Below are 21,210 nucleotides of genomic sequence, written 5' to 3'. Positions count from 1 at the left end.
GCGGGTTGCCGGCCGGGTTCGGCCGCCGGTCAGGACCGGAGCAGGGCGAGTGCCGCGCGGACCGGCATCCGGGTCAGGGTGCGCTGGAACGACGCCTCCCCCTGGCAGAACCGGGCGAACATCCGCCAGCCGGGCCGGGTGGCGACCACGGCGTGGAAGACGCCGGGGTGCCTGGTGAACGCGCCCAGCAGCCGGCGCCCGGCGGCCATCGGCGGCACCAACTCCCGGTGTACGGCGGTGACGTAACGGTCCAGGTCACCGGAGGCCGCAGCGGCTCCGGCGAGTGCACCGGAGCGCAGGGCGAAGCTGATCCCCTCCCGGGTCCACGGCTCCAGCAGACCGGCGGCGTCACCGGCGACCAGGACCCGGTCCCGGCGCAGCGGCGAGGATTCGCTGCGGCAGCGGGTCAGGTGTCCGGAGTCGTGGATCGGCTCGATCCCGGCGAGCCCGAGCCGGTCGACGAAGTCGCGCAGGTAACGCCGGGTCGCCTCACCCTGGCCCCGCTCGGCGATGACACCGACGGTGAGCACGTCGCCCTTCGGGAAGACCCAGGCGTACGAGCCGGGGATCGGGCCCCAGTCGAGCAGGAGCCGGCCCTGCCAGTGCTCCCGGATCGGACCCGCGACCGGCAGCTCCACCTCGAGCCCGAGGTCCACCTGGTCGTACTCGACGCCGACGTGACGGGCGGTGATCCCGGAGGAGCCGTCCGCGCCGATCACCACACCCGCGGTCAGCTCGGTGCCGTCGGCGAGGCGGATGCGTACGCCGGTGCTGTCCTGGTCGATCGCGCGTACCGCGACCCGCTCGCGGATCTCGGCTCCGGCGTCGGCGGCGGCCCGGCGCAGCCGGTCGTCGAACTCGGGGCGGCGGACCATGAGGACCAGCGGTGAGCCGTGGTCGCGGCTGAACTCGCGCCGGCCGTCGTGGGTGAACGTGACGTTGTGCACCCGGTCGTCGGCGGGCACCTCGATCCGCCCGTCGAGGGCGGCCAGGGAGGTGCCGATCAACCCGCCCCCACAGGTCTTGTAGCGGGGATGTTCGGCCCGCTCCAGCACGATCGTACGGGCTCCGGCCCGGGCGGCGGCGTAGGCGGCGGAGAGGCCGGCCGGCCCGGCGCCGACGACGGCGACGTCACATGCGGTCACGGGAGCAGCCTAGAGGAACGGCCGTCGGGCGCTCGATCGTGCTGACCGTACGCCCCGACCCCGCCCATGTCCGGCCCGAATCCCGCCCACTTCTTTCTTGTAGCAACGGCGACGGATGGCCGCCGTAAGCACGTTTATGTTTCGGCGCGATTGCCGGTTCCATTTGTTTGCGCCGATCCCCGTTTCGGATCCTGTGCCCGATGTGCCGCTCGGCGCTGCATTCGTACACCCAAAACATGAATCGCGAACCGAGTCCACTCAGGTTTATTCCAGAAGGGAGGAGATGTGGCCCGACCTCGGACGTCGTCGGACGCACCACGAACGGGCGCGGCCGGAACACCACAGGATACGCGACTCGCCAACCAAATCATACATCTCTACATTTCAATGAATTGCCCCTAGCATTTCCCCCAATCAGTTACCGGGAACCATCGATCGGTGGACCACGAGTCCACCGGTCGAGCATCGGAAGGGGAGCACGAGGGATGACACTCTCAGGGTCACCGGGGCGCCGCTGGCGCATCGGAGCAGCCGTCACGGCCGCGGCCACCGCCGCGGTCGCGTTCGCCAGTCCAGTCGCCGCCGCACCCGCCGAAGGGCAGATCCTGCAGGCCGGCGGCGTCACGGCGGTGGCCGGCTCGTACGTCGTGGTGTTCAAGGACGCCTCGGTCGCCCAGACCAACGTCACCGACACCGCGGCGAGCCTGGCCAAGCGGCACGGCGGCAGCGTCGCCCGCACCTACCAGCACGCCCTGCGCGGCTTCGAGGTACGGCTGTCCGAGGCGGCGGCCAAGCGGCTCGCCGCCGACCCGTCGGTGAAGTACGTCCAGCAGAACCACACCGTGCGCCTCGCCGCCACCCAGTCCCCGACCCCCTCCTGGGGACTGGACCGGATCGACCAGCGCAACCTGCCGTTGAACAACTCCTACACCTACCCGAACAACGGTGCGGGTGTGCGGGCGTACATCATCGACACCGGGATCCGGTTCGCCCACAACGACTTCGGCGGGCGGGCGGTCACCGGGTTCGACGCGGTCGACGGCGGTAGCGCCGACGACGGCAACGGGCACGGTACGCACGTCGCCGGCACCGTCGGCGGCACCGCGTACGGCGTGGCCAAGGGCGTCACCCTGGTCGGCGTACGGGTGCTCGACAACGGTGGCAGTGGCTCGTACGCCGGTGTCATCGCCGGCATCGACTGGGTCACCGGCGACCACGACCCGGGTGAGCGGGCGGTCGCCAACATGAGCCTCGGCGGCGGTTTCGACCAGGGCGTGAACGACGCCGTGACCCGGTCGATCGCGGACGGCGTGGTGTACGGTCTCGCCGCCGGTAACGAATACAGCTCCAACGCCTGCAACGTCTCCCCCGCCAGCACCCCGAACGGGATCACGGTCGGGGCGACGGAGTCGAACGACGCCAAGGCGTCCTACTCCAACATCGGCACCTGCCTGGACATCTTCGCCCCCGGCAGCGCGATCACCTCGGCCTGGAGCACCAGCAACACCGCGACCAACACCATCAGCGGCACCTCGATGGCGACCCCGCACGTGGTCGGCGCGGCTGCCCTGGTGCTGTCGGCCAGCCCCAGCTACACCCCGCAGCAGGTACGCGACAAGCTCGTCAACGACGCCACCAACGGCGTGGTGACCGGTGCGGGCACCGGTTCGCCGAACAAGCTGCTCTACATCGGAAACGTGGTCCCGCCGACCCAGGACTTCTCGATCTCGGTGGCGCCCGGTGCCGGCACGGTCAACCCGGGGCAGTCGGTGACCGCCACGGTCAGCACCGCCACCACGGTCGGCAGCCCGCAGTCGGTCGCGCTGACCGCGAGCGGCCTGCCCAGCGGGGCGACGGCGACGTTCAGCCCGGCCTCGGTCACCTCGGGCGGCTCGTCCACCCTCACCATCAGCACCACCTCGGCCACCCCGTCGGGCACCTACACGGTGAGCATCACCGGCACCGGCCCGGTCACCACCCAGGCGACCTCGTACTCGCTGACGGTCAACGGGGCACCCGGTTGCACCCAGACCAACGGCAACGACGTGGCGATCCCGGACAACACCACGGTGGAGAGCACGATCACCGTCTCCGGCTGTGCGCGCAACGGCCGTACCAACGCCACGGTCGCGGTGAACATCGTGCACACGTACCAGGGTGACCTGGTGGTCAGCCTGGTCGCCCCGGACGGCAGCGCCTACGTGCTGCACAACCGCACCGGCGGCGGCACCGACAACATCAACACGACCTACACCGTCAACCTCTCCAGCGAACCCGCCAACGGCACCTGGAGGCTCCGCGTCCAGGACGCGGCGACCATCGACACCGGCTACATCAACACCTGGACCCTGGCGCTCTGAAGCCACCGTCCGGTCGCATCGGATCGGAAACCACCGGAGCCCCGGCGCCACGCCGGGGCTCCGGCCCGTCGACGCCGGCGGCACGGGGCCGGCGAGGGGCAAGGACGGCAAACCTCGCATGTACGTCCCGCCGGTCGGGAATCATCGGCTGGGGGCGGGGTATCCGCCCGGTCGTGAGGTGCCCGACAGTGTGGTCGAGCGGAGGAGCTTTCCATGCGACAAGTACAACTATCCGACGTCGAGGAGCGGGTGTACGCGGCGGTGACCGCGCTCGAGGCGAAGGGGCAGGTGCCCTATCCGGCCGCCATCGCGACTGAATCCGGGTTGGCCGAGGAGCAGTTGACCGCGCCGCTGCACAACCTCTCGGTGAAGAACCTGCTGCACCGGGAGGACTCTCCGCTGGCCGGCCTCGACTTCGGTCCCCGGTGGTGTGCGCATCAAGCCGCATAGCAGCCAGGGCAGGTCGAACCGCCAGCGCAACCTCGCGCTGGCGGTGGGCCTGATCGCGACGTTCATGACGCTGCTCGACGTGAGCATCGTCAACGTGGCGGTGCCGTCGATCGAGCGGGCGCTGAAGGCGTCCCCGAGCGAACTGCAGTGGGTTCTCTCCGGCTACGCGCTCACCTTCGGCCTGGTCCTCGTCGCGGCCGGCCGGTTCGGCGACATCCGGGGCCGGCGCAACGTGTTCATCGCCGGACTGGCCCTGTTCACCGTCTCCAGTGCGGCTGCGGGCCTGGCCACCTCACCGGAGTGGCTGATCATCGCGCGCCTGATCCAGGGCGCCGCTGCCGGGGTCGTGAACCCGCAGGTCGTCGGAATGATCCAGCAGATGTTCCAGGGGTCGGAGCGAGGCCGGCCATTCGGTCTGCTCGGCTCGGTCATCGGCCTCTCGACCGCGATCGGGCCGCTGCTGGGTGGGCTGCTGATCGCACTCGTCGGTACGCACGAGGGCTGGCGGCTGGTCTTCTTCGTCAACGTACCGGTCGGCATCGCCGCCATCATCTTCGGCTGGCGGGTGCTGCCGCCGCACCACCCCGGCCCACGCAAGAGCCTCGATCCGGTCGCGGTGCTGCTGCTCGGCCTCGGCGTGACCCTGCTGCTGCTTCCGTTGATCGAGGAACGGCAGTGGCAGGGCTTCCTCAAGTGGCTGCTGGTACCCGCGGCCGCGCTGGTGCTGGCGGGGTTCGTCTACTGGGAGCGCCGCTACGAGCGCCGGGGCGAGCCGCTGTTCGACCTCGCCCTGTTCCGACACCGCTCCTACACGCTGGGCAGTCTGATCGCCCTGCTCTACTTCGCCGGGTTCACCGCGCTCTTCTTCATCTTCACCCTGTTCCTGCAGAACGGACTGCGCTACAGCGCGCTGGCCGCCGGTCTGGCGGTGACCCCGTTCGCGTTGGGCTCCGCCGGTACGGCGATCCTCGGCGGACGGCTGGTCAACCGGTACGGCCGACCGCTGGTGGCGATCGGGCTGACCCTGGTCGCGATCGGGCTCGCCGGGACGATGGTGGCGCTGCACTTCGTACCGGGACGCGGCGCCCCGTACGCGACCGCCGTGCCGCTGCTCATCGCCGGCCTCGGCAGCGGGTTCGTGATCACCCCGAACCAGACCCTCACCCTCGCCGAGGTGCCGGTGGAACGGGGCGGCGCCGCGGCCGGCATGCTGCAGACCGGGCAGCGGATCGGTTCTGCGGCCGGGATCGCCGGTGTCGGTACGGTGTTCTTCAACGCCCTCGCGGCCACCCACAACGGCTGGTCGAGGGCGTTTCGGGACGCGCTGCTCATCGCGCTCGGTTTTGTCGTCATCGCCCTCATCGCCGCCCTGGTCGACATCGTCGCCGGTCGGCGTGCCGCCCATCGATCGGATGCGGCGGCGACCGGCGGCGCCGGTTGACGCCCAAACCCGTCCAGGGCGGGCCCCGGTGTGATCTGGCTCACCCGATTCTCGGAGGCGATCGGGTTCGGATCGGCGCCACCGGTGTATGCAACGGGCGAACCGTGCGTCCGCCACCGGGGAGGTAACCAATGTCCCGCCAGCAGTTCGGTTTCGTGATCGGCTTCCTCATCGCGGCGGTCTGGGCCGTTGCCGGTTTCGGCGCGGCGGCCGGCGCCGTCCTGGCCGGCCTCGTCGGCTGGATCGCCGTACGGGTGATCGACGGTGACCTGTCGGTGGCCGGACTCGCCGACCGGGCCAGCGCCAACCGGCGTCGCTCGCCCACGTCCTGAAGGGCGGTCACCGAGCGTCGCAGCGGCACCCAGTCGCGTCGCGGGACGGCGGTGACCGCGTCATGACCACGGACTCGAAACGGGGCCGTGGCACGTGAACCCCTGCCGCACCCGGACCGGACCAGGAACGAGTTCAGGAGGCACCAGATGGCTGACACCGACACCCGGGCCGACGGCCGGGAGAAGACCAGATCCCCGAGCCAGCCCTTCCCACCGGGCAGCGGACAGACCGGCCACGGCCAGCTGATAACCGACTCCGGGAAGACCCGGATCGCCGAGGGCGTGGTCGCCAAGATCGCCGGGTTCTCCGCCCGGGAGATCCCCGGGGTGCACTCGATGGGCTCCGGCATCGCCCGCCGGGTGGGTCAGCTGCGCAACCTCGTACCGGGCGGGTCGGAGGCGTCCACCCAGGGGGTCTCGGTCGAGGTCGGGGAGCGCGAGGCCGCCGTCGACCTGGACATCGTCACCTGGTACGGCCAGAGCATAGTGGACGTATCCGAGGCCGTACGACGCAACGTGATCGATCGCGTACAGGAGATGACCGGCCTGCGCGTGATCGAGGTGAACATCAACGTGGATGACGTGTTCGTCGAGGGCGAGCAGAACGGCAACAACGCCAGCGGCGGCAACTCGGGTACGCGGACCCAATGACCGAGCAGCGGAACCGAGCCGACCGGGTCGCCCTCGCGACGGCGGTACGCGACGCCGTCCTCGGGGTGGACGGAGTGGCCGGGCTGAACGCGGGCGGACCGGTGGAGGTGGCCACCCAGTACGCCGGAGGCAAGATCTCCGGCGTCCGGCTGGGTGAGCAGGTCGAGGTCCACGTGACGGTCGAGGCGGTGCCGATCGGACCGCTGGGCGAACGGATCGCCGCGGCGGTCCGGAAGGTACTGGACCGGGCCGGCGTGGACCGGCCCGTGGAGGTTGTCGTCGACGACGTCGACCTGGCGGCACTGGCCGCCGAAACCCGGAGGTGAGGCATGCGGGTGGTCAACCGGCTGGCGTCGCTACTGCTGGCCATCATCCTGCTCGGCGGTGGCCTGCTGCTCGCGGCCGAGGCCGCCGCCGTCGCACTGGACCTGCCGTCGCTGCTGATCGACCGGAAGGGCTGGTTCGACACGCTGACCAGCACCACGGTCGGCGACCCCGTGATCTTCGCGATCGCGATCGCGGTCGGGGTCCTGGGCCTGCTGATCCTGCTCACGCAACTGCGCCGCTGGACGCCGAACCGGCTCGCCGTGCCGCTCGCCGACGGCTGGCACCTGCACCGCCGGTCGGTCGAGCACCGGCTCGCCAACGCCGCCGACCGGGTTCCCGGAATCCGGGACGCACGGGTCCGGGTACGCCGTCACGGCGACTCGTGGTCGTCCCGGATCCGCGCGGTCGGTGACCCGTCGGCCCGGCCACAGGTGGAGCGCGCGGTCCGGCAGGAACTCGACCAACTGGCGGCGCCGCCGGCCGATCGGCTGGACATCCAACTGGCCCGGGAACGGAGGACGACATGAGCCACGCCGGCAACCGGGTGCTCTGGACGTTGATCGGGCTGCTGCTCACCGCGCTCGGCGCGGCCGCCGTGGTGGCCAACCTGGGTCACCTGCCCGGGATCGACGAACGGGCACCGCTGATCTGGACCGCGTTCCGGGGCGTGTTCCGGGACATCTCGCCGTGGGGACCGATCGTCACGATCGCCCTGGGGCTGCTGCTGGCGTCTCTCGGCTGGATCCTGCTGCGGCGACAACTACGTCCCGCGTCGAGCCCCGCCATGGACGAGTACGACCTTCGTACGGTCACCCCGAACCGGGTGCCCCGGTACGGTACCGGGCCGGGACTCACGATCGTGCAGGGCTCGGCCCTGGCAGACGGCCTTGAACGGGACCTCACCCGCGACCCGCAGATCCGTCGGGCGTCGGTCTGGCTGACCGGAGAACCGCCCACCCCGGCGGTCCGGATCAAGCTCTACGTCACCCCCCAGGCCCCGCTCAGCAACCTTCGGGAGTACGTACAGGCGGCGGTGGACCGGTTCGCCACGACCTCCGGCCTGCGCCCGAGCCAGCTCGACATCACCGCCCGGGTGGACGCCGGCGGCGCAGCTCGGGTGCGATGACCGCAGACCCCGGCGGCCTGCTGGCCGTCCGAGGCCGACAAGCCGCCTCATTCGGGTTGGAACCGGTAACCCATGCCCGGTTCGGTCAACAGGTGACGCGGCCGGGCCGGGTCGTCCTCCAGCTTGCGGCGCAGTTGGGCCATGTACTGGCGCAGGTAGTTGGTCTCGGACTGGTACTGCGGTCCCCACACGTCGTGCAGCAGTTGCCGCTGACTGACCAACCGGCCCGGATTGCGGATCAGGATCTCCAGCAGGTGCCACTCGGTCGGGGTGAGCCGCACCTCCCGCCCGTCGTCCGCCCGGACCGTACGGGCCGCCAGGTCGACGGTGAAGCGGCCGACGGTGACGGTGGCGACGGTCTCGCCGGCACCGGCCGTACGCCGGGTCACCGCCCGCACGCGGGCCAGGAGTTCGTCCACCCCGAACGGCTTGGTGACGTAGTCGTCGGCACCGGCGTCGAGGGCGAGGACCTTGTCCTGGCTGCCGGCCCGGCCGGAGAGGACGATGATCGGGATGTTGGTCCACCCGCGCAGGCCCCGGATCACGTCCACCCCGTCCATGTCCGGCAGGCCCAGGTCCAGCACCACCAGGTCCGGGGGCTGGCTGGCGGCCAGCCGCAGCGCGTCGGCACCGTCGGCGGCGACCGCCACCTCGTAGCGCCGGGCCCGCAGGTTGATCCGCAGCGCCCGGAGGATCTGCGGCTCGTCGTCGACCACGAGCACCCGGGTCACGCCGGCCCTCCGGCTGGTCCGCTCATGCGTTGTCTCCTTCGGCCGCAGGCAGGCTGAGCACCATGGTCAGCCCTCCACCGGGGGTGTCCTCGGGCACCAGTGTGCCGCCCATCGCCTCGGCGAGGCCACGGGACAGCGCCAACCCGAGGCCGACCCCGGCGTGGTTGTCCCGGTCGCCGTGCCGCTGGAACGGCAGGAAGGCCCGTTCCCACTGGTCGTGCGGCAGCCCAGGACCGTAGTCGGTGACCCGGAGCTCGACCAGCCCGCCGTGCTCGCTGGCCGAGATGGACGGCGGCCGGTCCGGCGGGCTGAACCGCAGGGCGTTGGCGACCAGGTTCACCAGCACCCGTTCCAGCAGGCCGGGGTCGGCCAGCACCGCCCGCAGGTGCGCGGGCAGGCTCACCCGTACCCGCCGGGCCGGCTCCCCCATCTCGTCTAGCACCGGCGGGACCGCGTCCTCGAGACCGATCGGGGCCAGCGACAGCCCGAGTACGCCGGCCTGCAACCGGCTCATGTCAAGCAGGTTCGTCACCAACCGGGTCAACCGGTCGAGCGACTCGTCCGCGGTGGCCAGGAGTTCCTCCCGATCGGACTCGTCGAAGTCGACCTCATCGCTGCGCAGGCTGGTCACCGCCGCCTTGGCCGACGCCAGTGGCGTACGCAGGTCGTGGCTGACCGCGGCGAGCAGCGCCGTACGCATCCGGTCGGCCTCGGCCAGTGGCCGGGCGGTCGCCGCCTCCTCGGCCAGCCGCTCCTGGCGCAGAGCGAGCGCGGCCTGGGCGGCGAACGCCTCCACCACCCGCCGGTCGGCGGCGTCGAGCACCCGGCCGCAGAGCACCAGGGAAAGGTTCTCGGCGGCCCGTACCTCCACGTCCCCGCCGGCCGGGGTGAGGCATGGCGCGGGCCCGACGGTGCCGGCCACCTGCCACGCCCTGGGGTCGCGCTGCCGGTCCGGGCCGGCGGCCACCTCCGGGACCCGTTCCAGCAGGGTGACCGAGGTCAGGCCGAAGGTCTCCCGCAGCCGTTCCAGCAGTGCGGTCAGCGGGCGGGCGCCGCGCAGCACGCTCCCGGCGACCATCGCCAGGGTCTGGGCGTCCGCGCTGGCCCGTGCCGCCTCCCGGGTACGCCTGGCGGCGAGGTCCACGACCATGCTGACCGCCGCCGCCACCAGCAGGAACACCACCAGGGCGAGCAGGTTCTCGCGCTGGGAGATGGTGAACGCGTGCAGCGGCGGGGTGAAGAAGAAGTTGATCACAAAGGAGGCGGCGAGCGCGGCGAGCAGCGCCGGCCAGAGCCCACCGACCAGGGCCACCGCGATCACCACCCCCAGGAAGAGCAGGATGTCGCTGGCCAGGGAGAGGTCGTCGGCCAGCAGCCGGAGCAGCACGGTCAGCACCGGCAGGCCGATCGCGGCCAGACCGAATCCGCTCAGCCGGCGGCGCCGGGACAGCGCGCTGGTCACTGACGGCGGTCGCCGGCCGTGTCCCATCTGGTCGTGGGTCACCAGGTGTACGTCGATCGACCCGGACAGCGCCACCGTGGTGACCCCGACACCCCGGGAGAAGATCTGGGCCAACCGGCCACGACGACTCGCGCCGAGCACGATCTGGCTGGCGTTCACGCCCCGGGCGAAGTCGAGCAACGCGGTCGCGATGTCACCGCCCACCACCTGGTGGTAGGTCCCGCCGAGGCTCTCCACCAGAACCCGTTGCCGGGCGAGCTGGGTGGGGTCGACACCGGTCAGCCCGTCGCTGCGACTGACGTGCACGGCGAGCAGGTCGGCACCGGTGGGCGTACGGGCCGCGACCCGGGCCGCCCGGCGGATCAGGGTCTCCCCCTCCGGTCCACCGGTGAGCGCCACCACGACCCGCTCCCGTGCCTCCCACTTGGCCCCGATGTGGTGTTCGGCCCGGTAGCGGTCGAGCTGGTCGTCGACCTTGTCGGCGAGCCAGAGCAGGGCCAGTTCGCGCAGCGCGGTGAGGTTGCCGACCCGGAAGTAGTTGCCGAGCGCGGCGTCGATCTTGTCTGCCCGGTAGATGTTGCCGTGCGCCATCCGCCGGCGCAGCGCCTCCGGGGTCATGTCGACCAGTTCGACCTGTTCCGCGGAGCGGACGACGTCGTCGGGCAGGGTCTCCCGCTGGGTGACCCCGGTGATCTGCTCGACCACGTCGTTGAGGGACTCCAGGTGCTGGATGTTGACCGTGGAGAGCACGTCGATGCCGGCGTCGAGCAGCTCCTGCACGTCCTGCCAGCGCTTGGCGTTGCGGGAGCCGGGGACGTTGGTGTGGGCGAGTTCATCCACCACGGCGATCTCGGGCCGCCGGGCGAGCACGGCGTCGAGATCCATCTCGGTGAACTCGGCGCCCCGGTAGCTCATCGTGCGGCGCGGCACGATCTCCAGGTCACCGAGCATCGCCGCGGTGTGCTTGCGGCCGTGGGTCTCGGCGAATCCCACCACCACGTCGGTGCCCCGCTCGGCGCGGCGGTGCGCCTCCTCCAACATCGCGTACGTCTTGCCCACACCGGGGGCGGCCCCGAGATGGATGCGCAGTTGTCCACGTGCCACCAGTCGATCCTGCCGCATCTGCACTCGGAGCCACCCCCGGTAGGGGTCAGCTGTTGCCGGGGAACTGTCGGTCCAGGGCGAGGTTGAGCTCCAGTACGTTCACCGCGGGCTCGCCCATGAAGCCCAGTGCGCGCTCGGTGGTGTACCGGTCGACCAGCCCCCGTACGGTCGCCACGTCGGTGCCCCGCTCCCGGGCCACCCTCGGCGCCTGCAGCCGGGCGTACGCCTGGCTGATGTTCGGGTCGAGGCCGCTGCCGCTGGCGGTGACCGCGTCGGCGGGCACCACCGGCTCCGCCGGGGCGTCGCCCCGGATCGGGGTGACGATCCCGTGGCTGTAGTCCTGGCCGATCTCGGCGCACTCCACGGTCACCCCCTGGTAGGTGGTGACGAACGGGGTGGCCGGGCAGGCCTGGTTGATGCTGACCGCCCGGGTCACCGGTCCGGTCAGTCCGTCGCGGTGGAACACCGACAGCACGGCGCCGATCCCGTCGGGGGTGCAGTACGGTCGGGCGCCGCTGACCCCCTCCAGCTCACCGATCGCCCGGCTGCGCTCGCAGACCTGGGTGAGCAGGTTCTGCGAGGCGTCGTCCGGGTTGGCGGCGAGGGTGTCGACCACACTCTCCGGGCCGAGGTTGCTGGCACTGGTCGAGGTCGGGTCGTAACCGTCACCGGCGGCCGACGGACGGCTCTGGAAGTAGCGCGGTACGGCGTCCCCGTCCGCGTCGGTGAAGAGCTGGCCGATCAGCCGGCTGCCGACCGTGCGACCATCGGCGGTCTGCACCAGGGAGCCCTCGGCCCGGCTGTGCAGTCCGGGAATCTGCGCGACCGCGACCATGGCCAGTGGATAGGCCAGACCGAGCAGGGCGGTGAAGACCAGCACCGCGCGGAACGCGGCGAGGTGCTGGGCGAGCCAGGAAGGTAGACGCATCACGAAATCCCCGGGATGAACTGGATGATGAGGTCGATGATCTTGATACCGACGAACGGGGCCACGATCCCACCGAGCCCGTACAGCAACAGGTTGCGACCGAGCAGGGCCGAGGCGCTGCTCGGCCGGTACCGCACGCCGCGCAGGGCCAGCGGCACCAGGGCGATGATGACGATCGCGTTGAAGATGACCGCGGACAGGATCGCCGAGGTCGGACTGGACAGCCGCATGATGTTCAGGGTGTCCAGGCTGGGGTAGATCCCGGCGAACATGGCCGGGATGATCGCGAAGTACTTCGCGATGTCGTTGGCGATGGAGAACGTGGTGAGGGCGCCTCGGGTGATCAGCAACTGCTTGCCGATCTCCACGATCTCGATCAGCTTGGTCGGGTCCGAGTCGAGGTCGACCATGTTGCCGGCCTCCTTCGCGGCCGACGTACCGGTGTTCATCGCCACGCCGACGTCGGCCTGGGCGAGCGCCGGGGCGTCGTTGGTGCCGTCACCGGTCATCGCGACCAGGCGGCCACCCTCCTGCTCCCGCTTGATCAGCGCGAGCTTGTCCTCGGGCGTCGCCTCGGCCAGGAAGTCGTCCACCCCGGCCTCGTCCGCGATGGCCTTGGCCGTACGCGGGTTGTCGCCGGTGATCATCACCGTACGGATGCCCATCCGACGCATCTCGTCGAAGCGCTCCCGCATGCCGCTCTTGACCACGTCCTTGAGGTGGATCACCCCGAGGGCACGGGCCGGTTCACCCTCGACATGCTCGGCGACCACGAGCGGCGTACCGCCGCTGCCGCTGATCCCGTCGACGATCTCGCCGACCTGCTCGGTCGGGTGACCGCCGTTGTCGCGCACCCACTTCATGACGGCCGCCGCGGCGCCCTTGCGGATCTGCCGCACGCCACCCTCGGCGCCGAGGTCGACGCCGCTCATCCGGGTCTGCGCGGTGAACGGTACGAAGGTGGCGTGCGGTACGACGCCCGCCTCCCGCTCCCGCAGGCCGTACTCGTTCTTCGCCAGGACGACCACCGAGCGCCCCTCCGGGGTCTCGTCGGCCAGGCTGGCCAACTGCGCGGCGTCCGCGACCTCCTCCGGGGACACCCCCTCGACGGACAGGAACTCGGACGCCTGCCGGTTGCCGAGGGTGATGGTGCCGGTCTTGTCGAGCAGCAGGGTGTCGACGTCGCCGGCCGCCTCGACCGCGCGGCCGCTCATCGCCAGCACGTTGCGCTGGACGAGCCGGTCCATGCCGGCGATGCCGATCGCCGACAGGAGCGCACCGATGGTGGTCGGGATGAGACAGACCAGCAGCGATGCCAGCACGATGCCGGTAACCCCGTTGGCGTCGACCGCGGCGGTGTCCGGCGCGGCGGCCTGGAACGCCTTGGAGAAGATCGCCAGCGGCTGCAGGGTGACCACCGAGAGCAGGAAGATGATGGTCAGCGCGGCGAGCAGGATGTTGAGCGCGATCTCGTTCGGCGTCTTCTGCCGGTTGGCACCCTCGACCAGGGCGATCATCCGGTCGATGAAGCTCTCCCCCGGCTTCTGGGTGATCTTCACGATGATCCGGTCGGAGAGGACCTTGGTGCCGCCGGTGACCGCGCTGCGGTCGCCGCCGGACTCGCGGATCACGGGCGCGGACTCGCCGGTGATGGCCGACTCGTCGACGCTGGCGATCCCCTCGACCACGTCGCCGTCGCCGGGAATGATCTGCCCGGCATCGACCAGCACGACGTCACCGAGACGCAGTTCGGTGGCGGCGACCGCCTCCTCCCGGTAGCGGCTGGCCGGGGTGTTCGGCGACCAGCCGGTGAGCCGGGTCGCGATGGTGTCCTTCTTGGCCTGCCGCAGGGTCGCGGCCTGTGCCTTGCCCCGCCCCTCGGCGACCGCCTCGGCCAGGTTGGCGAAGAGCACGGTCAGCCAGAGCCACACCGTGATCAGCCAGGCGAAGACGGTCGGGTCGGCGATCGCGAGCACCGTGGTGAACACGGCACCGACCTCGACGATCAGCATCACCGGGTTGCGCCAGAGGGTGCGCGGGTCGAGCTTGCGTGTCGCATCCGGCAGGGAGCGGAGCATCTGCTTCGGGTCCAGCAGGCCACCGCCGATCCGACTGCTCGGATCGCCGGGTCCGCCCGACGAGGGGCGCCCGCCCGACGCGGCGGGAGCCAGCGGAGTGCTAGTCATGTTCTCTTTCCTCAGCATGTCGGTCACAGGCCTTCGGCCAGCGGGCCGAGGGCGAGCGCGGGCAGGAAGGTCAGCGCCACGAGGATCACCGTCACGCCGACGACCATGCCGACGAAGAGCGGGCGGTGGGTCGGCAGCGTGCCCTCCGACGCGGGTACGGGTTTCTGCCGGGCGAGCGACCCGGCCAGGCCGAGCACGAAGATGATCGGCAGGAAGCGGCCGAGCAGCATCGCCAACCCCAGCGCGGTGTCCCACCAGCCGGTGTTGACGGTGATCCCGCCGAACGCCGACCCGTTGTTGTTGCTGGCCGAGGTGAACGCGTACAGGACTTCGGAGAGGCCGTGCGGGCCGACGTTGAGCGCGGTGGCGTTGTTACCGGTGCCGAACGCCAACGCCGTGCCGACCAGCACCAGAGTCGGTGTGATCAGGAAGTAGAGCGAGGCGAACTTGATCTCCCGGGCACCGATCTTCTTGCCCAGGTACTCCGGGGTCCGGCCGACCATCAGACCGGCCACGAACACCGTGATCACGGCGAGGATCAGCAGGCCGTAGAGGCCCGCGCCGACACCGCCCGGTGCCACCTCGCCGAGCATCATGTTGACCATCGGCATCATGCCGCCCAGCGGGGTGAACGAGTCGTGGAAGGAGTTCACCGCGCCGGTCGAGGTGAGCGTGGTAGCCGCCGCGAAGGTGGCCGAGTTCGACACCCCGAATCGGACGTCCTTGCCCTCCATCGCGGCCCCGACCGCGTGCGGGACCGTGCCGCCACCGCCCAGTTCGAACGCGTTGGTCAGGGCGATGCTGGCGATGGCCAGGATCGCCATCACGGCGACGATCGCGTAACCCTGCCGGTTCTGCCCGACCAGGCGACCGAAGACCCGGGGCAGGCTGAACGGAATCACGAAGATCAGGAAGAGCTGGAGCCAGTTCGTCCAGGTGGTCGGGTTCTCGAACGGGTGGGCGCTGTTGGTGTTGTAGAAGCCGCCACCGTTGGTACCGAGTTCCTTGATCACCTCTTGGCTGGCCACCGGTCCACCGGTGATCGTCTGGGTGCCGCCGGTCAGGGTGGTCACGTCGGTGCCGCCGTGCAGGTTCTGCACCATGCCCGCGGCGATGAACACGACGGTTCCGACCACCGCGATCGGGAGCAGGATCCGCAGGGTGATCCGGGTCAGGTCGACCCAGAAGTTGCCCAGCTTGTCGGTCCGGCTGCGGGCGAAGCCGCGTACCAGCGCGACCGCCACCGCGATGCCCACCGAGGCGGAGACGAAGTTCTGCACCGCGAGCCCGGCCATCTGCACCAGGTGCCCCATGGTCGACTCACCGGAGTACGCCTGCCAGTTGGTGTTCGTGACGAACGAGACGGCGGTGTTCCACGCGATGTGGTTGGTGACCGGGTCGAGGCCGAGGGAGAGCCAGAGCTTGTCCTGCAGGCGCAGGAACGCGTACAGGAACAGGAGCGAGACCAGTGAGAAGGCGAGCACGCTGCGGGCGTACACGCCCCAGGACTGCTCGCCCCTCTTGTCCACCCCGATGAGGCGGTAGATGCCCCGCTCCACCCGCGAGTGCCGGGTGCCGGCAACCACGTTGTACATGTAGTCGCCGAACGGGCGGTAGGCCGCGACCAGTGCGGCGGCGAGCACGACGATGAAGATCACGCCCGCGGTTGTCGTACTCATCTAGAAACGCTCCGGGAACAGGAGGGCTACCACCAGGAAGACAGCCAGCGCGGCCGATACGATCAGACCGACGAGGTTGATCACGTTCACAGCCGCTCCACCGCCCGGACCACCAGGGCAAGGGCCGCGAACAGTCCCACTGTCAGCAGCACGAACACGACGTCGATCACCGAACGTCTCCTCAATCGCGGGTTCATCGCGGCCGTGAGTGACCGCACGGAACCATGGAAGCGCGACCAACCGGAGCGGGCGGCGGTTCTGACGATCCCGCTACGTTGGGCCGCCCCTTCTTGACGCTCCCTTGACGTACCCGGCGAATCCGGCGCACGGGGGGTGGCGGATCGGGACATGCGGGGGTGGATCGGGGGGCGCGGCGGTGCGCGGCCGGCACCGGGGCCGGGACGAATCCGGCAGGGGTCCGACGCCGGTGGGACCGGTCGCCTCGGTGGACGGGAGCGCGGCGCGAGCGGCTACGGCAGCCACGGGTACGGCGGCGCGACACCGCGGGGCGGGGCGACCGTAGGGCGGGGCGACCGCAGGACGGGGTGATCGCGGGGCGGAGCAGCCGCAGGGCGGCGGCGAACACCGCCAGTCGTGCCTGGCCCCGGATCCGGCACCCGCCCGCTCACGCCGGACCGGGTACGGACCGCGAGGCGGTCGCCCGGGTCAGCCGGCGCTGCGGCGGGCCCGGATCCGCAGGCCCAGCACGACCGCGGTGACGACGATGGCCACGCCCAGCAGGCCGAGCACGAAGACCAGTGGACGCGAGGAGGTCCCGTCGGAGTCGCGGATCGCGGTGGCCGACGGTGGCGTACCGGTGCCGGTGGCCGAAGGCTCGGCTGCCGGGGCGGTGCCGCTGACGGTGGGCACCGGTCCGGTGGTGGCCGTGGCGGTGGGAGCCGACGGGTTCGCGGCGGGCGGCGGTGGGGCGGCACCGCTGGGCGCGGGCGCCGGACCGCCCTCGGTCACGGTGAAGCTGAAGCTGCCGACGGCGGGCGGCCCGGTGACCGGTGACATCTCGTAGCTCACGGTGTAACGCCCGGCGGCGCCCGGCCGGACCGGTTGACGTACGCCGACACCCCGGATGTTCGGCGGTGACGACACCACGTCCACCCCGTCCGGTCCGGCGACGGTGATCTTCACCTCGGACGGGGACTCGTCGAACACCAGCGTGATCACCTCGGGCAGCCGCGCGATGGTCTGGTCCGCCGGCGGATCGCTCTGCCGCAGGGTCGCCTGCGCGGCCCCGGCGGACTGCGCCGGAAGCAGTGGCAGGGTCAGCCCGAACAGGATCACGGCGAGGGCGGCGAGTACACGGCCCGCGGTGCTACGCATGCGCCACACCATAGTCATCGACCGATGTCGGGGCCAGCGCCGACGTTCGTCCGCGACCGCCGATCGATCGACGCCGACCGGCCCGTGCGCCGGAGCGTGTTTTACGGCGTGTCGGCCGGGTAGCCCGGCGGGGAGCGACAGGGGGTACGCGATGTCGGATTCGTGGGTTCGCGAGGCCACGGCGACCGCGGAGGGCGGGCAGTTGCGTACCGGCGACGGGAAGCTGTCGACCGCGCTCGCCTCCCCGCTCGCCCCGCACTGCAACGGGCTGGCGCCGGAAGAACTACTCGCCGCGGCGTTTGCCGCCTGCCTGCATCACGCCGCCGTCGAGGCCGCGACGTCGGTCACGGACGAGGCGCACACGGTCCAGGTACGGGCGCAGGCCCGACTCGGCCGCGACCCGGACGGCTGTTACCACGCCGACGTACGGGCGAGCATCGCCGCGGTGGGGCTGACCCGGCAGCAGTTGGCGAAGCTCGCCGACCGCGCCGACCGACTCTGGCCCTTCTCCGGCAACGGCGGCGGCCGGCACACCCTCACCGTGACCCCGGCGACCTCCGCCGACCGCTGACCGCCGCGACCGGACACCACCGCCGACCGCCTCGACCGGACACCACCACCACTGAGCGGCGCAGCGGCGGACGCCACTGGCACCGTGACCGCTCCGCGTGCGGGGCCGGCGGTCAGCGGAAACCGGCGGTGACCGCGCGGTGGTCGCTGGCCGGGGTCCGGACCACGCCGGCCGACGCGGCGGTGAGGCCCCGGTAGAGGACATGGTCGGGTCGGGTGAGCGGGAGCGCCGCCGGCCAGGTGAACCCCAGACCGCGCCCGGCGTCGGCCTGGGCGTCGGCGAGCAGGTCGGTCAGGGGCGAGATGGCCCTGTCCGTGCTCGCCGTGTTGAAGTCACCCAGCACGATCAGCCGCTGCGCGGGGTCCTGTCGCAGCGCGGTGGCCAGCATGTCGACGGTGTGGTCACGGGTCGCGGTGTCCCCCGCGCGGGCGGACCCGAGGTGGACGACGTAGACGGTGACGTCGCCCTGGGGGGCCTCCACCACGGCACGCAGCGCCCTGTTCCATCCCATTCCGGTGTCCACGCCCGCATTGTCCCGAATCGGGAACCGGCTCCAGAGAGCGACGGTGGATTCGGCGGCCCGGTACGGGTAGCGGTCCCGCAGTGCCCCGGCGGCCGAGCCCTGGACCTCCCCGCCCACCTCCTGAAGCCCGATCAGGTCGGGTTCGGTTTCGGCGAGCGCGGTCACCGTCGCCACCGGGTCGGGATTGCCGATCCTCAGGTTCTGGCTGGCCACCCGGAGCGCGACCGTCCCGCCGGCGCCTGCGGGCAACCAGGCCGTACCGAACATGACCGCCCAGACCACCAGCGGCACCAGCACCGCCAGCAGGGCGGTGCGGGATCGCCGCAGCAGGGCGGCGAGCGCCAGGACCGGGATGCCGAGGCCGAGGAAGGGCAGGCCGCTGTCGACCAGACTGCCGACTCCGGCGATGTTGGGGATCAGGCGATGACCGGCGATGAGCGCGGCCAGGGCGACCGCCGCCAGGGCGAGGAGCAGCCCACGCCGCCGTGGCGGAGGTGGGGCCGGGGCCGGATCGGCCGGGTTCGTCTCGCTCGCGGTCACCACCGGCATCGTATCGGAGGTCGCCGTCCCCGAGCCGGCACCCGTGCCCGCCGGGTAAATCGTCAACCAATGATTGACCCCGAGGTCCGCGTCAACCTACGGTTGACCAATGAACCAACCGCCCGCGCGACTCGACGAACTGATCGCGTACGTGGTCAGCCGGCGTCCCGACACGTCCGCACTCGTTCACCTGTCGGACTCCACCCTGGTCGCCGAGTATCTCGCCGAGGTGGCGGACCACCTGATCGGCCACTTCGTCGACGAGGCGCGTCGGTCCGGGGCGTCCTGGACCGAGATCGGTCAGCGGATGGGGGTGAGCAAACAGGCGGCGCAGAAGAGGTTCGTGGTCAAACGGGCGGACAGCGGGGAACTCCTGCCACCCGGCGTCTACGCCCGTTTCACCGATCGGGCGCAACACGTGGTGCGGCAGGCGGAGGCGGAGGCCCACCGGATCGGCCACGAGGAGATCACCGGCGCGCACCTGCTCCTCGGCCTGCTGCACGAGCCGGACGGCCTGGCCGTACGGGCGCTGGTGGGGTTGGGCGTACCGGTGGAGACCGTCGGGGCGGCGACCAGGGCGACCCTGGATCCGGCCACCGCACCCCGGCCCACCCCACCCGTGCTCTCCCCCGGCGCCCGGCGGGTACGGGACCTGACCTTCCAGGAGGCGCTGCGCCTGGGACACAACTACGTCGGAACGGAACACCTGCTGCTCGGACTGCTCCGGGACCCGGACGAGCCGGGTGCACGGGTCCTGGTCGCACTGGGCGTCACCCGCGACCGGGTGGAGAACTGGGTCGTCGAGGCGTACGCCCGGGAGCGGGCCGGGGGGTCGGGCGGGTGACGGCGGCGGATCCGGACGACCGGCCACTGTGGCGCGACCACAACTTCACCATCTTCTGGGTGGTACAGACCCTCTCGGTGGGCGGCGCCTCGTTCTCGTACGTCGCCATCCCGCTGCTGGTACTCGACGCCACCGGATCGGTCACCCAGATGGGGCTGCTCACCGGGGCGGCCGGGGCGGCGGCGATCGTCGCCGGGATCGGCGCCGGGGTGCTGGTCGACCGGGTCGACCGCCGTACGTTGCTGATCTGGTGCGACGCCGTACGCGCGCTGCTCTACGCGCTGATCCCGCTGGTCTGGTTGTTCTCCCCGCAACTCTGGCTGCTGTACGTGGTGATGCCGCTGGGCAGTGCGGTGGCGATGGTCTTCCAGGTCGGGTACGCCAGCGCGGTGCCGAACCTGGTGCCGGCGTCCCGGATCACCGAGGCGAACGGCCGGCTCTTCGCCAGCTACGCCGCCGCCGGAGTGGTCGGCCCGATGCTCGCCGGTGGCCTCTCCGTCCTGCTCGGGCCGACCGCCGCGATCGGGGTGGACGCGGCCACCTTCGCCGTCAACGCCCTCGGCCTGTGCCTGGTCCGTTTCCGGCGCGCCGAACCGACGCCGGACGAGGGTGGATCGACCCGCACCCGGAGCCGCACCCGCGCCCGGAGCCGACCGGGCTGGGACGACCTGCTGGTCGGCGCCCGGTTCCTCCGGCGCCAGCCGGTGCTGCGGGCGTTGACCGGACGGCTGGCGCTGCTCACCTTCCTGACCTTCGGCCTCACCGACCTGTACATCTACCACCTCAAACACGACCTCGGCCGGTCCGACCGGACGGTCGGCTACGTGCTCGCGGTGGCCGCGCTCGGCACCATCGCCGCCGCGCTCCTGGTCGCCCCGGCCCGGCGCCGGCTCGGCTTCGGGGTCTGCTGGATCGGCTCGTACACACTCGCCGCGCTCGGGATCGTCGGGCTGGGCGCCGCCGCGCTCGGGCTTCCCGGCGACGCCCGTACGGTGGCAGCCCTCGTCACCGTGGTGGTGTTCGGGACGAGCGTGGCCGGCATCTGCTCGATGTCGCTGCGGCAGGAGGTCACCCCGAACCCGCTGCTCGGCCGGGTCACCTCGGCGTTCTGGACCATCCACACCGCCCCCGGCCCGCTCGGCGCGGCTCTGCTGACGGTCATGGCGGCCCGCTGGGGCACGGCCTGGGTGTTCCTGCTCGCCGGGGGCGCCAGCCTCGCGGTCGTCGCGAGCGCGCTGCGTACGCCGATCCGCCGGACGCGTCCGGAGCGTGCGCGGGTGGACGAGCCGTTCGCGGCGACGACCTGACCGGCCGCCGGCACGCGGGCGACCGCCCCGGGGGTCGGCACCCTTCGATCGGCCGTCCGGATCGGTACGGCAACCCCGTTCGGTCAATCTCGACATCAGCCGAACGTGTGAGTCCTCCAACCCGGCGTGGATCACGACGACACGGTGAGCGATTGCGTCGAGTGACCC

General features: G+C 71.4%; 21 protein-coding genes. 11 read left to right on the top strand and 10 right to left on the bottom strand.

All coding sequences use genetic code 11. The features are described from left to right. Window positions 1–29: 29 nt before the first annotated feature. A complete protein-coding gene (locus tag ACWEFB_RS34490; protein ID WP_452292229.1) occupies window positions 30–1,145 on the bottom strand; it encodes a geranylgeranyl reductase family protein in 1,116 nt (371 codons plus the stop codon). 485 nt (window positions 1,146–1,630) lie between these two features. On the opposite strand from ACWEFB_RS34490, the gene ACWEFB_RS34485 reads away from it, so the two are divergent. From ACWEFB_RS34485 to ACWEFB_RS34450, 8 genes are all read left to right on the top strand, one after another. Beyond that, a complete protein-coding gene (locus tag ACWEFB_RS34485; RefSeq protein ID WP_452292227.1) occupies window positions 1,631–3,505 on the top strand; it encodes a S8 family peptidase in 1,875 nt (624 codons plus the stop codon). A 213-nt stretch (window positions 3,506–3,718) separates the two neighbouring features. Further along, the gene (locus ACWEFB_RS34480; RefSeq protein ID WP_326558269.1) at window positions 3,719–3,955 is read left to right on the top strand and encodes a hypothetical protein; all 237 of its coding nucleotides are present in this window, start codon (window positions 3,719–3,721) and stop codon (window positions 3,953–3,955) included. Further along, window positions 3,936–5,396 carry an MFS transporter gene (locus ACWEFB_RS34475; protein ID WP_452292225.1) on the top strand — a complete coding sequence of 487 codons (1,461 nt, stop codon included), beginning with the start codon at window positions 3,936–3,938 and terminating at the stop codon, window positions 5,394–5,396. Before ACWEFB_RS34480 ends, ACWEFB_RS34475 begins: the two co-directional genes overlap by 20 nt. A 131-nt stretch (window positions 5,397–5,527) precedes the next feature. Beyond that, window positions 5,528–5,728: a hypothetical protein gene (locus ACWEFB_RS34470; RefSeq protein ID WP_363595127.1), complete on the top strand. Its 201-nt coding sequence runs from the start codon at window positions 5,528–5,530 to the stop codon at window positions 5,726–5,728. Window positions 5,729–5,875: 147 nt separating this feature from the next. Continuing rightward, entirely contained in the window at window positions 5,876–6,379 is a 504-nt protein-coding gene (locus tag ACWEFB_RS34465) for an Asp23/Gls24 family envelope stress response protein (RefSeq protein ID WP_452292222.1), read from the top strand. Further along, complete coding sequence (locus ACWEFB_RS34460) at window positions 6,376–6,705, top strand: hypothetical protein (protein WP_452292220.1); 330 nt, start codon at window positions 6,376–6,378, stop codon at window positions 6,703–6,705. Before ACWEFB_RS34465 ends, ACWEFB_RS34460 begins: the two co-directional genes overlap by 4 nt. Window positions 6,706–6,708: 3 nt before the next feature. After that, window positions 6,709–7,233 (top strand): hypothetical protein, encoded by a 525-nt coding sequence (locus ACWEFB_RS34455; RefSeq protein WP_452292218.1) that lies wholly within the window; start codon window positions 6,709–6,711, stop codon window positions 7,231–7,233. Continuing rightward, window positions 7,230–7,832 carry a hypothetical protein gene (locus ACWEFB_RS34450; RefSeq protein WP_452292216.1) on the top strand — a complete coding sequence of 201 codons (603 nt, stop codon included), beginning with the start codon at window positions 7,230–7,232 and terminating at the stop codon, window positions 7,830–7,832. The genes ACWEFB_RS34455 and ACWEFB_RS34450 overlap by 4 nt, the downstream gene beginning before the upstream one ends. 47 nt (window positions 7,833–7,879) lie before the next feature. Here the strand turns inward: ACWEFB_RS34450 and ACWEFB_RS34445 are convergent, their stop codons facing one another. The 8 genes from ACWEFB_RS34445 to ACWEFB_RS34410 form a co-directional block, all read right to left on the bottom strand. Continuing rightward, window positions 7,880–8,563, bottom strand: a complete 684-nt coding sequence (locus tag ACWEFB_RS34445) for a response regulator (RefSeq protein WP_452292214.1) — start codon at window positions 8,561–8,563, stop codon at window positions 7,880–7,882. Between the two features lie 22 nt (window positions 8,564–8,585). Further along, the gene (locus ACWEFB_RS34440) at window positions 8,586–11,129 is read right to left on the bottom strand and encodes a DUF4118 domain-containing protein (RefSeq protein ID WP_452292212.1); all 2,544 of its coding nucleotides are present in this window, start codon (window positions 11,127–11,129) and stop codon (window positions 8,586–8,588) included. 46 nt (window positions 11,130–11,175) lie between these two features. After that, on the bottom strand, window positions 11,176–12,057 hold the full coding sequence (locus tag ACWEFB_RS34435) for a potassium-transporting ATPase subunit C (RefSeq protein WP_452292210.1): 882 nt from the start codon (window positions 12,055–12,057) through the stop codon (window positions 11,176–11,178). After that, the gene (gene kdpB, locus ACWEFB_RS34430; RefSeq protein WP_452292208.1) at window positions 12,057–14,243 is read right to left on the bottom strand and encodes a potassium-transporting ATPase subunit KdpB; all 2,187 of its coding nucleotides are present in this window, start codon (window positions 14,241–14,243) and stop codon (window positions 12,057–12,059) included. The genes ACWEFB_RS34435 and kdpB overlap by 1 nt, the downstream gene beginning before the upstream one ends. Before the next feature lie 23 nt (window positions 14,244–14,266). Further along, window positions 14,267–15,922: a potassium-transporting ATPase subunit KdpA gene (kdpA, locus tag ACWEFB_RS34425; RefSeq protein ID WP_452292206.1), complete on the bottom strand. Its 1,656-nt coding sequence runs from the start codon at window positions 15,920–15,922 to the stop codon at window positions 14,267–14,269. After that, window positions 15,923–16,012 (bottom strand): K(+)-transporting ATPase subunit F, encoded by a 90-nt coding sequence (kdpF, locus tag ACWEFB_RS34420; protein ID WP_326558257.1) that lies wholly within the window; start codon window positions 16,010–16,012, stop codon window positions 15,923–15,925. It abuts the gene before it with no gap. Further along, entirely contained in the window at window positions 16,009–16,140 is a 132-nt protein-coding gene (locus ACWEFB_RS34415) for a hypothetical protein (RefSeq protein WP_363595105.1), read from the bottom strand. The genes kdpF and ACWEFB_RS34415 overlap by 4 nt, the downstream gene beginning before the upstream one ends. A gap of 448 nt (window positions 16,141–16,588) precedes the next feature. Continuing rightward, window positions 16,589–17,257, bottom strand: a complete 669-nt coding sequence (locus ACWEFB_RS34410; protein WP_452292203.1) for a copper resistance CopC family protein — start codon at window positions 17,255–17,257, stop codon at window positions 16,589–16,591. 151 nt (window positions 17,258–17,408) lie between these two features. Between ACWEFB_RS34410 and ACWEFB_RS34405 the strand changes: the two genes are divergently transcribed. After that, entirely contained in the window at window positions 17,409–17,828 is a 420-nt protein-coding gene (locus tag ACWEFB_RS34405; protein ID WP_452292201.1) for an OsmC family protein, read from the top strand. Window positions 17,829–17,940: 112 nt separating this feature from the next. Here the strand turns inward: ACWEFB_RS34405 and ACWEFB_RS34400 are convergent, their stop codons facing one another. Next, window positions 17,941–18,891 (bottom strand): endonuclease/exonuclease/phosphatase family protein, encoded by a 951-nt coding sequence (locus ACWEFB_RS34400; protein ID WP_326558254.1) that lies wholly within the window; start codon window positions 18,889–18,891, stop codon window positions 17,941–17,943. Between the two features lie 109 nt (window positions 18,892–19,000). Here ACWEFB_RS34400 and ACWEFB_RS34395 point away from each other — a divergent pair, with 109 nt between their 5' ends. Both ACWEFB_RS34395 and ACWEFB_RS34390 read left to right on the top strand, forming a co-directional pair. Next, window positions 19,001–19,735 (top strand): Clp protease N-terminal domain-containing protein, encoded by a 735-nt coding sequence (locus ACWEFB_RS34395; protein ID WP_452292199.1) that lies wholly within the window; start codon window positions 19,001–19,003, stop codon window positions 19,733–19,735. Continuing rightward, the gene (locus tag ACWEFB_RS34390) at window positions 19,732–21,042 is read left to right on the top strand and encodes an MFS transporter (RefSeq protein WP_452292197.1); all 1,311 of its coding nucleotides are present in this window, start codon (window positions 19,732–19,734) and stop codon (window positions 21,040–21,042) included. The genes ACWEFB_RS34395 and ACWEFB_RS34390 overlap by 4 nt, the downstream gene beginning before the upstream one ends. The last annotated feature ends 168 nt before the right edge of the window (window positions 21,043–21,210 follow it).

This window comes from Micromonospora sp. NPDC004704, from assembly GCF_053601675.1.
This window is presented reverse-complemented; position numbering and strand designations above follow the sequence as displayed.

Coding starts and splice junctions, on each gene's coding strand:
- kdpB (WP_452292208.1), bottom strand. CDS start 14,243: ATGACTAGCACTCCGCTGGCTCCCGCCGCGTCGGGCGGGCGCCCCTCG.
- ACWEFB_RS34485 (WP_452292227.1), top strand. CDS start 1,631: ATGACACTCTCAGGGTCACCGGGGCGCCGCTGGCGCATCGGAGCAGCC.
- ACWEFB_RS34455 (WP_452292218.1), top strand. CDS start 6,709: ATGCGGGTGGTCAACCGGCTGGCGTCGCTACTGCTGGCCATCATCCTG.
- ACWEFB_RS34480 (WP_326558269.1), top strand. CDS start 3,719: ATGCGACAAGTACAACTATCCGACGTCGAGGAGCGGGTGTACGCGGCG.
- kdpA (WP_452292206.1), bottom strand. CDS start 15,922: ATGAGTACGACAACCGCGGGCGTGATCTTCATCGTCGTGCTCGCCGCC.
- ACWEFB_RS34410 (WP_452292203.1), bottom strand. CDS start 17,257: ATGCGTAGCACCGCGGGCCGTGTACTCGCCGCCCTCGCCGTGATCCTG.
- ACWEFB_RS34460 (WP_452292220.1), top strand. CDS start 6,376: ATGACCGAGCAGCGGAACCGAGCCGACCGGGTCGCCCTCGCGACGGCG.
- ACWEFB_RS34395 (WP_452292199.1), top strand. CDS start 19,001: ATGAACCAACCGCCCGCGCGACTCGACGAACTGATCGCGTACGTGGTC.
- ACWEFB_RS34435 (WP_452292210.1), bottom strand. CDS start 12,057: ATGCGTCTACCTTCCTGGCTCGCCCAGCACCTCGCCGCGTTCCGCGCG.
- ACWEFB_RS34470 (WP_363595127.1), top strand. CDS start 5,528: ATGTCCCGCCAGCAGTTCGGTTTCGTGATCGGCTTCCTCATCGCGGCG.
- ACWEFB_RS34465 (WP_452292222.1), top strand. CDS start 5,876: ATGGCTGACACCGACACCCGGGCCGACGGCCGGGAGAAGACCAGATCC.
- ACWEFB_RS34450 (WP_452292216.1), top strand. CDS start 7,230: ATGAGCCACGCCGGCAACCGGGTGCTCTGGACGTTGATCGGGCTGCTG.
- ACWEFB_RS34405 (WP_452292201.1), top strand. CDS start 17,409: ATGTCGGATTCGTGGGTTCGCGAGGCCACGGCGACCGCGGAGGGCGGG.